Source organism: Methylophaga muralis (assembly GCF_001720165.1).
GTDB classification, from domain to species: Bacteria; Pseudomonadota; Gammaproteobacteria; order Nitrosococcales; family Methylophagaceae; genus Methylophaga; species Methylophaga muralis.
The window spans coordinates 1-9,370 of sequence record NZ_MCRI01000055.1 but is presented as its reverse complement, the minus strand read 5'-3'; the positions used below and the strand labels follow the sequence as shown (position 1 = coordinate 9,370).

Below are 9,370 nucleotides of genomic sequence, written 5' to 3'. Positions count from 1 at the left end.
TTTTTCACTCACTGTAAGCAAAAGTAACCGTAGTAATAATAAGCATGCGACTTACCCGTTAATTCAATTTTGGCTTAGCGGAAAACGAAGACGTTGTTAAAATCAGGGAGATTTTTATGGCTAGTTACTATTTAGATTCAAATCCTAACTTACCCAATAAGGGATGTGATATTCATCATGTTTGCCCGGAAACCTGCCCAAATTTGCCACCAATGATTGAGCGAATTGAACTGGGCGATCTGCCAGATTGCAAAACGGCAATTCATGTGGCCAGAAGAAAATTCTATAATCAGGCACACCTTATAAGTGAATGTTCTCATTGCTCGGATTCTACTCCTCACTAAACGCGAACCTAGTGAAGCTCACTCGTTTAATCATTTCCCCTATTTTTATTTCTCCATATTAAATTGTGGTATCTGCCCGGAAGGCATTATGCTTTTCGGGCAGCATTATCATAGGATCTTAATATGTCAAACCCACGGATTATTCCGAATCCCCAACAGCAAACTAATGACAATCAGCATCAAGCGAAAACCTTAACCATCATTATTTATGCTCTGCAAGCTGCATCATTTATTGTCGGTTTGACGTTTTTAGTTGCCGTTATTATTAACTACATCAAACGTGATGATGTTCGTGGCACTTGGCTGGAATCACATTTCCGTTGGCAGATTCGCACCTTCTGGTTTTGCCTGTTATGGGGTATGCTGGGGGCATTTTTAAGTGCTGTAGTGATTGGCTATTTTATTCTGCTGGCAAATGCCATCTGGGTCATTTATCGAATCGCAAAAGGCTGGCTCAATGTGGCGGATAACAAACCTATGTATAGCAACCAGTAATCGCCAAATTCAGTAACCTTAAGGGATACGCCCAAACAGGGACACTTTGTTTTAAATAAAGCGTCGTTTTTCATGTTAGGCTTTGCAGTCCTTCTACCTTAACCTTACGTATTACTGGATTGTATGACCAAATATCTTGCTCTCTCGCTGCTGCTTTTCACTAGTGTTCCAAGCTTTGCTACACAAGTTTTCACCAACCCCTCTTTGAATGGTAATCCGACACCTGAAGGTGCCGATATTGCGTTATATGTATTGGATGCATCCAACGGCAAAGAATTATATTCAGAGCGTGCAGAACAGTTTCAGCAACCTGCCAGCTTGCAAAAAATCATTACCGGTTTGGCAGCTCGTTTAGTGCTAGATAAAGATTTCCGTTTTGAAACCACCGTCGAAACAACAGACAGAGATGTCATTATCAATTTCAGTGGTGATCCCACCTTTACCCGCACTCATTTGCGGGCGTTGGTTGAAAAAATCAAACTCAAGCAAACCACTATTCCAGGAAATCTTTATTTGAATGGTGGCGCTTTTGATACTTCTGAACGTGCAGTCGGGGTGCCATGGGATATTCTGGGTGTATGTTACAGCGCACCATCCAGCAGTATTACCATGAATGCTAATTGCATCTACGGAAAAATCGAAGGAACCACCGAAGCACCTGTCAAAGCGCTTAAAGCTAGTGGCTCTCCTTATATAAACATCAGTGCCGGTGACATTATTATTCGACAAGGTCTGGAAAACCAGAATATCGATTGTGATTTGAAACTCACTGCAGATAACAACAATCGTTATTCACTGGATGGTTGTGTGGCTTCTAATCGCTTACCCGTCAATTTTCACCTGGCAGTACAAAATACCACGCTGTATCTAAGTAAAATTCTTCAGGAAGAACTGGACCGCGCCGGAATACAGTTAAACGGTAAAATCATGCGTAACGATAAAGCCACAGGTACGGTGATAGCGCTGCATCAATCAGAACCCTTGATGAAACTCATAGATATCATGATGAAACGTTCTGATAACTTGATTGCCGATAACCTTCTCAAAACGGTAGGCCGGGTTTATTACAAACGTCCTGGAAGTTATGAAAATGGCGCAGCGCGGCTAAAGCTGTATTAAAAGAAAAAGCCAATATTGATTTATCACGCGCCATCATCATGGATGGTTCGGGATTGTCACGTAACAATCGTGTGACGGCAAAACAGTTAGTCCAGGTCGTCCAGTATATTTTTGGCAATAAAGAGCTGGGATTAATCGAAACCATGCCTGTGTCTGGTCAATCAGGAACACTGCAATATCGCAGTAGTTTGGTCAATGCACCGTTAACCGGTCAAGTTTCAGCAAAAACTGGCTCTATATACGGGGTGTACAATCTGGCTGGCAAAATCAATACTAAATCGGGTAAAACCCTCTATTTTGTTCAGTTACTGTCTAACTATCATCCAGAGAGTGATAACCGAAATGTTGCTCGCAAACCACTGAGAGATTTTGAACGCAGCTTTTATGAAAAGTTATACAACAATCATTAATATTTCATAATCACTGAATTAAAGCCTGTTGAGAATTTGCAGGCTTTTTCGTTATAGGGTTAAGCTAATAATCAGCAGTTTATAATGAACTGCTGATTTACTTTTTAAAATAACCATCACGAGTTTTATTGGTTACGCCGAATCATCTAGATCTAGAAATAATAAACGCTGGCATTTAGAATGAAAAAACACTACGCTCACAAATCTAATCTCTAAACAAATTCCGCTAAATGATGAGCGTGTTTTTGATGTCAAATTACAGGGCTCTAGGTTTTGGATAAAACAGGCTGAAGCCAGTAGCTCAACGATTTGGCATTATTTAAGTTCTATTATCGCCAAAATTTCTGACAATCCCTTATTCACACCAACCGTCACCATCGATGGAAACACTGCATTAACCGGTGAAATTCAACGAATTAATCAGTTAAAAAATGAAGGTGCATCGGTCCCACAAATTATTGCTTCAGGTGAAAATTGGTTTGCCACAGCCGATCACGGCATCACTTTGCAGAAATTATTTAAACGCTCTGAACTGAACGATAAACAACTGCAACATATTTTGGAACAAGCAGCCATTGCTTTGGCGAACTTGCATAACCTAGGTGCATGGCACGGCCGTCCGGCGTTAAAAGACATACTGTGGGATGGTGAAAAAGTCACGCTGATTGATTTTGAAGAAAACCCGATAAGTCACCTAACACCTGTCCAATGCATGAGCCGGGATCTTTTTCTGTTTATGCACAGTGTTGTACGTTTTTATGAAGCGGATAACCCGGTAATTTCTGCAGTCTGGAATAGATATTGTGAAAATGCTGCCGGTGAGATTAGTCAGTCTGCAATTAATTTAGCGAAAAGCATGCCGTGGTTGTTTTGGCTCAGCAAACTCAGCCTGCCAATTGCAGGAAATGATGTACGTCAAACTTATAAAGTATTGTATTTCCTCAGAAAATCTGTTTAACAAGGTAATCCTAATGAGTAAATCCAGACGTCAAAAAAAAAAACGTTTGATATGGTTGTTTTTAGCATTAGTTTTATTATTAATCTGGGTTTCCTGGCATTTTCCCGATAACTCTCCATTAAGTGGTATTGAAACCGAATGGGATTTAACTCAATACCATCCGGTTGGTAAAACCATCCGTATCGAGGGAATTAACGATAACCTTTCTGGTTTAACCTACCACCCGCCTTCCGGGCATTTATATGCTGTGACCAACAAGCCCCGGCAGATCCACGTACTGACAAAAACCGGCGAGTTAGTCCGAAGCATTAAGCTGGAGGGCTTTCGTGATACCGAATCTATTGCTTACGCCTACGATAATTATTTTTTTATTGCTGAAGAGCAACGTCAGAACTTGGTTAAAGTAGAAGTGCCAGACAATGTCGACACGATACATTATTCCGATGCCACTATTTACCATGTGGATATCGGGCACAACGATAATCATGGACTCGAAGGTGTTGGTTGGTCACAGCAATTTGGTTTATTTGCTGTGCAGGAAAAACCACCGCTGATTATTTATCAGCCAACTGAAAGCCACGATTTCTCGGCTACACTTACAGCCTTAAGCCAAGTTCGTCTGAATGTTCGGGATTTTGCTGGAATGGAAGTATTGCCGGGCAAAGTCGACAAATTACTGATCTTAAGCGAATCATCGGACAGCCTGCATGTGGTGGATATGCAAGGCAATGAATTATCTCGCTTGAGTTTACGTAGTGATCCGTTCGGTCTGATTGGCTGGTTTTGGCAACCTGAAGGCGTTGCGGTAGATGATGAGGGTGTTATTTATATTGTCGGAGAAGCAAATCAGTTTCTTGCACTCAAGCAGCAGTAATCAAATCCCCCGACTTTAAAATTCTTTATAAAGTCGGGGGCTGATTTATTTTTCTTACCAGGCTGATTCGCCAGTTTCTGGATCATACATTTCATGATGGATTTTATTGCGGTTGGCAATTAACTCATCAATTGTTGGTGAACCTGACATAGCGCGTTTGATTGCTAATTTCATGGCTTCATAGTTAGTGCGGTATAAATCTTTACGATCAACATCCGGATTGGCTGCTGCATCTGGAGAGATCCAGATCATTGCAACGATACACAAATCATCGGCATGTTCTTTAGGGATCACACCTTCAATAACGCTATCCAACACCGCGTCAGCGATTGCAGACTGAACTGGGCCACCAAACAAAGCGACATAACTGCCTGATTTAATTGTGACTTTAGGCACAATCATGGTGGCTGGTTTAACTTGCTGGTTAGTTGCACGAATGGCGAACATACGTGTGTGGCCTTCTGTTTGCCCCATCAAGTTGGCAAATGCCTGGCCAGCTGGACCTTTGGTGCGGCCAATTAAAATTTCCGGCATAGCATCGGTGCCTTGATCTTCACTGGCAAATACAGTGGCTTCAGCGGTTCTAAACCAAACTGGTTCTGACATAGTTAAACTCCAAATAATTACAAGAAAAAACGTGCCATTCTATGTTGATGGTATCTCTGCCCGCAAGCAATTATCCAAAAGGTGTATTCGCCTTATCAACCAGCTCTATTTCTATTTCAGATATATTTCTTTAAGAATGGCAATAGAGATATATAAAGCGTCTTACTCATTAACATTTATTGAATACAGTTATTTTGTTAGGTACGCAAAAAGCGTAGATTGATGTTAGGCATACGCTTTTAAAACTCTTCAAATGTATTACAACGCGTGATATCACCTGTTTCAAATCCCGTAGTAAACCACTGCATACGTTGTTGTGAACTACCGTGGGTAAATGAATCAGGGCTGACATGTCCTTGTGATTGCTTTTGCAAAGTATCATCACCAATTGCACTGGCTGCCCGAAGCCCCTCTTCGATATCCCCTGTTTCCAGCAACTGTCGTTTATCGTTAGCATGATTGGCCCAAATCCCAGCAAAACAATCTGCTTGAAGCTCTTGTTTTACTGAAAGTTTGTTGGCTTCAACTGTGCTTAATCTACTTCGTGCAGCGTGAACCTCAGCCGATATTCCCATCAAGGTTTGAATATGATGTCCCACCTCATGGGCGATGACATAAGCCTGAGCAAAATCTCCCGGTGCTGCAAAACGATTGGCGAGTTCATCAAAAAAATTCAAATCGAGATAAATCTGTTGATCGCCAGGACAATAAAACGGGCCAACTGCCGATTGTGCGGTGCCACAGGCTGATCGAACCACGCCACGATACAACACTAAGCGAGGTTCTTGATATCGCTGACCGTTCTCTTCAAATATCGTGCTCCAAGTCTGCTCCGTATCGGCCAATACGACAGACACAAACTCAACTAATTGCTTTTCTTCCGGTGATTCATTTAACGCGGTTGTGGTAACAGTGGTGGGAGGATTGCCACCAAGTCCAAGCGCATACAACATGCTGCCAAGACTTCCGGTAAAAATGCCATAGGCCAATACACCAGCGATTAACAGCAATGTCCCTTTAAAGCCTAAAAACCGAAACAGCAGCGGTAACAATCTTAAGCCGCCCCCCATTCCCCCTGTTGCTGAAGGACGCATTGAGCGTCTATCTTCAATATTGCTGCTTTTCGGTCTACCTTTCCAACGCATAGGTGATTCCTTTAATACCGAGTGAAATAGCCTTGGATGCTGACGTGTTTTCAGTTATTACTGGTGGGACAGCATAATCTTATTTCAGCATTTTTAACGAATAATAAAAGCATTCTTTGTTAAAACACTTTGTCACTTTTCACGTTGTATTCACCCAATAAATCGTATTGTCTCATGCTGAATTTGGAGAATATGTGTAATGAATGAAAACAAACCCGAGCAAACCGAAAAGAAAAAGGTCGAGATCCAGCGTTTACCTTGTCGAGGCTGTACAAAAAACTGTAAAAATTATGCGTTTTGTGATGGTAAACCGTGGCGACCACAGCCTACCGCTGCAAATGGTGTAAAAATCCATTAAAAAACCCAATAAACCATAACGGTTTATTGGGCTAGTCTGAGTTACATTATCAAGCAAAGCTACTAGATGAATAAAATCAATACTGTTGGCCAATACCTTGCTCGGTAGCTTCATCTAAGCCAGTTTCGTCGCTATCAGTATTGTTTTCGTTAAGCTGGTCCCCTTCTCGATTACGATTTATTTCATCAGTAGGTTCCGGGTTTTGAACAGCTCGTTCATCCTCATAAGGGTTTTCACTCCATTCGGGATTAACGTCCTGTCCTACTTGATTATCTTGCTCATCCGAACATCCTGACAACATAAAGGATGTAAAAGCAAGAGTGGCGGTAAACACTATTGTTTTGAACATGGTTACTCCTTATAAATTATTTTTAAACAAGGTCCAGAACGTCTAATACAAAAATTTAGAGACCTGTTTCAGCTTGTGATTTCTCATTACATCAAGGCATGCTCCATGCCGACATTCTTCTGTCAGACCATTAATTGAAATCAATTTACTAGCGTAATGGTTAACACCATTCCAGCAATCCTTATGCCATGCAACAAAATGAGGCTTAAACGGCTTTATCAGCTGAATTGAGCAGAAACTTGTGACTCGACGAAATGGCGATCTACCTATAAATATTTCTCTCGCGACAGTAAATTTTACCGATATTCGATTTTCCTATATCACGCTTTTCTGCATAAAACTTTCTCACATTGAAGCCTAGAAGGGCTTGATGAATGATTTGGATTGATGGGTACATTAATTGCAATCAAACCAATAGCAGGTCAATTAAACATAGGAAAACAAAATGACTGACTCAAAAATTAAACATAGCGATGCCATAACATTCTTGAAAAAAGAACACCGCGAGGTTGAAGAGGCATTCGCCCAATATGAAGAGTTGGGCCCAAAAGCATACGTCGGAAAAAAGAAACTGGCCGATAAAATTTGTGCCGAGCTGATAGTGCATACGCAGTTAGAAGAAGAAATTATTTATCCGGCGTTTCTTGAAAAAATCTCTGGTCAAAAAGATCTGATTGACGAAGCACAAGTTGAACATGATGGCGCCAAAACGCTGATTGAGGAAATTCAACAAATGCAGGCCGATGAAGAATTGTTCGACGCGAAAGTTAAAGTGCTATCTGAATATATTGAGCATCATGTCGAGGAAGAAGAAAAAGAAATGTTTCCGTTGATGAAAAAAAGTAGTCTGGATTTATTATTGCTCGGTGAAAAGCTTACTGAGCGTAAACAGCAGCTAAGTCGTTCTTAAACGCCTGACTACCGCTGCACTATTAAAGAAAAGAGTGGTGATTTATGGATACCAGTCATGTAAAAAAAGCCTCAACGGAATGGGCTTCCCTCAAAAAAGAAGCGACCCTTTTTCCAATATATTCCATGCGCAAAGCATGGGATGTATTGGAGAAACAACTCTATGGTTTATCTACTACGACACAGAAGATTAATACAGACTCGATTATGCAAGGCAAAATCGAAATGGGCAAAATTACCGTTCTGGATCCCCGTTTGGGAAATCTAATTCATAGTCTGGAATATACCCGACTGGGTATTGAAACCATTCAATCCCCTCCTGTTTCAATGATTCTTGAATATATTCAAGCCTGTGAGAGAGTACATTGGATCATTGATAATTATCGAAAACTCGCCAGTTAATTCTCAATAGCGATTACAAAAAAGGGAATTTCATAATGGCAAAACTCGTTAAATGTAAAACATGTGAATATCAGGTGACTCAAACTGCTAAATCGTGTGTCCAGTGTTATACCAAAAATCCTGGTTTAACCAGTACAGATCATCTTATTCATTGCATAAGTATTGTTACTTTTACAGTCGCAATGATGTTGTTATACAAGATTAGTTTCAATGAACATCTGATTCAGATAGCCGATGTTGAAGCGGCAGGTTTTGAGAAACATTATCAACGACAAACATTAATCAATAATGCTGCGGATGGTTGGGTAGGAAGATGGAACAGTGAACACATAGAGTTGTATCAATTTGCCAATATCAGGCTGTTGATTTGGAATTTTTTCCAAGCACGCCGCTCCGGATAATGTATTTGGTTGGACGGATGCCTGTATTCATAAAAACATCATCTTATTAAGCGAAGGGCGCAATGCCTGTCAGATTCTTAAACAGTTATAAACCAAGGCGCTAAAGCTGGATTGAACTAATTTTATTCTGCGGCTGGTGGTATTGAATCTACATTATCCTGTTTATCATCCGGTAAACGAATATTGGGTGAAGGATCTTGTTCTCTCTTTTCAGCGGCGGATTCTTCAGGAACGAGCTGTCTATTTTCCTTGGCTTCAGCCCCAATCACGCCTTGAGTCACACTGCCCCGGCTAGAGCTATCTTTGGAAGTCCGATCACTGTCATTTTCTGCCAACAGAATATTTTGCTGGTACTCAATGCATTATTTTGAATTTTATTATTCTCTGCCAAAGCAGGTGTCATAATAAAGCTGCCTGCCATGATCGTGGATATACACAAATGTTTGAACATAATATTCCCCTATGAATGGATAGCGCGATACGAACGTGTAGTGAATTGGATTATGCAGACTTCAGCAAATAACAACTGCACCCTTGAATGTAGGTACAGCTTTTAACTGTTATTGCTTAATAAGAAGTTAATTAGGTTGTCATAAGATTGATTGAGAACGCCAAAAAAGAAATGAAAACGTAGCGTTACTTTCCCTAAGTAATTATTCAAACCGACACTGAGAAATCGACTTGAGAATTCTTACTCCGTTAAAAACGCTACGCCCCCATTAAACCTCATAACTATAAAGCTTATTGGTTATTGGCCTTGTTCTCTCGCTGGATCACCTTCGCCCATTTCATGAGCTGGATGTTGCGCGTTGCCATCTTTAGATTTGTTTTTGTCATATGCTTTTTTTATCAGGCGTTACTTTTTTTTCCATCTCTATCGACCTTGTCGTAGGTTTGGGTCTCACCTTGAGCATCATGTTTGTCATGATCCCCTGCTAATGCAGGTGTGGCAATAAAAGCGGTAGCAAGTGCAGTTGAAAGAAATAGTTGTTTAAACATT

11 protein-coding genes and 1 pseudogene are annotated in these 9,370 nt (G+C 40.8%); 8 read left to right on the top strand and 4 right to left on the bottom strand.

Annotated elements, in window-relative coordinates; genetic code table 11:
* The first annotated feature begins 116 nt into the window (after positions 1–116).
* From A9E74_RS14280 to A9E74_RS12990, 5 genes and pseudogenes are all read left to right on the top strand, one after another.
* On the top strand, positions 117–344 hold the full coding sequence (locus A9E74_RS14280) for a hypothetical protein (RefSeq protein WP_136553261.1): 228 nt from the start codon (positions 117–119) through the stop codon (positions 342–344).
* Between the two features lie 123 nt (positions 345–467).
* A complete protein-coding gene (locus A9E74_RS13005; RefSeq protein ID WP_069297034.1) occupies positions 468–839 on the top strand; it encodes a DUF4870 family protein in 372 nt (123 codons plus the stop codon).
* Between the two features lie 123 nt (positions 840–962).
* A pseudogene (dacB, locus tag A9E74_RS13000) lies at positions 963–2,368 on the top strand (D-alanyl-D-alanine carboxypeptidase/D-alanyl-D-alanine endopeptidase).
* Positions 2,369–2,576: 208 nt separating this feature from the next.
* Positions 2,577–3,326 (top strand): lipopolysaccharide kinase InaA family protein, encoded by a 750-nt coding sequence (locus tag A9E74_RS14275; RefSeq protein ID WP_141696821.1) that lies wholly within the window; start codon positions 2,577–2,579, stop codon positions 3,324–3,326.
* Between the two features lie 13 nt (positions 3,327–3,339).
* Positions 3,340–4,200 (top strand): SdiA-regulated domain-containing protein, encoded by an 861-nt coding sequence (locus tag A9E74_RS12990; RefSeq protein ID WP_069297032.1) that lies wholly within the window; start codon positions 3,340–3,342, stop codon positions 4,198–4,200.
* 54 nt (positions 4,201–4,254) lie between these two features.
* On the opposite strand, the gene fae is transcribed toward A9E74_RS12990, so the two are convergent.
* From fae to A9E74_RS12975, 3 genes are all read right to left on the bottom strand, one after another.
* Positions 4,255–4,806, bottom strand: coding sequence for a formaldehyde-activating enzyme (gene fae / locus A9E74_RS12985; protein WP_069297031.1), 552 nt, complete (start codon positions 4,804–4,806; stop codon positions 4,255–4,257).
* 239 nt (positions 4,807–5,045) lie between these two features.
* Positions 5,046–5,951: a KPN_02809 family neutral zinc metallopeptidase gene (ypfJ, locus tag A9E74_RS12980; RefSeq protein ID WP_069297030.1), complete on the bottom strand. Its 906-nt coding sequence runs from the start codon at positions 5,949–5,951 to the stop codon at positions 5,046–5,048.
* Between the two features lie 434 nt (positions 5,952–6,385).
* Positions 6,386–6,658, bottom strand: a complete 273-nt coding sequence (locus A9E74_RS12975) for a hypothetical protein (protein WP_069297029.1) — start codon at positions 6,656–6,658, stop codon at positions 6,386–6,388.
* A gap of 445 nt (positions 6,659–7,103) precedes the next feature.
* Here A9E74_RS12975 and A9E74_RS12970 point away from each other — a divergent pair, with 445 nt between their 5' ends.
* From A9E74_RS12970 to A9E74_RS12960, 3 genes are read left to right on the top strand one after another with little or no spacing between them, the layout of a single operon-like run.
* Positions 7,104–7,568 carry a hemerythrin domain-containing protein gene (locus A9E74_RS12970; protein WP_069297028.1) on the top strand — a complete coding sequence of 155 codons (465 nt, stop codon included), beginning with the start codon at positions 7,104–7,106 and terminating at the stop codon, positions 7,566–7,568.
* A 44-nt stretch (positions 7,569–7,612) separates the two neighbouring features.
* Complete coding sequence (locus A9E74_RS12965) at positions 7,613–7,969, top strand: hypothetical protein (RefSeq protein WP_069297027.1); 357 nt, start codon at positions 7,613–7,615, stop codon at positions 7,967–7,969.
* Between the two features lie 35 nt (positions 7,970–8,004).
* Positions 8,005–8,370: a hypothetical protein gene (locus tag A9E74_RS12960; RefSeq protein ID WP_069297026.1), complete on the top strand. Its 366-nt coding sequence runs from the start codon at positions 8,005–8,007 to the stop codon at positions 8,368–8,370.
* A 122-nt stretch (positions 8,371–8,492) separates the two neighbouring features.
* On the opposite strand, the gene A9E74_RS14270 is transcribed toward A9E74_RS12960, so the two are convergent.
* A complete protein-coding gene (locus A9E74_RS14270; RefSeq protein WP_141696820.1) occupies positions 8,493–8,705 on the bottom strand; it encodes a hypothetical protein in 213 nt (70 codons plus the stop codon).
* Positions 8,706–9,370 lie beyond the last annotated feature (665 nt).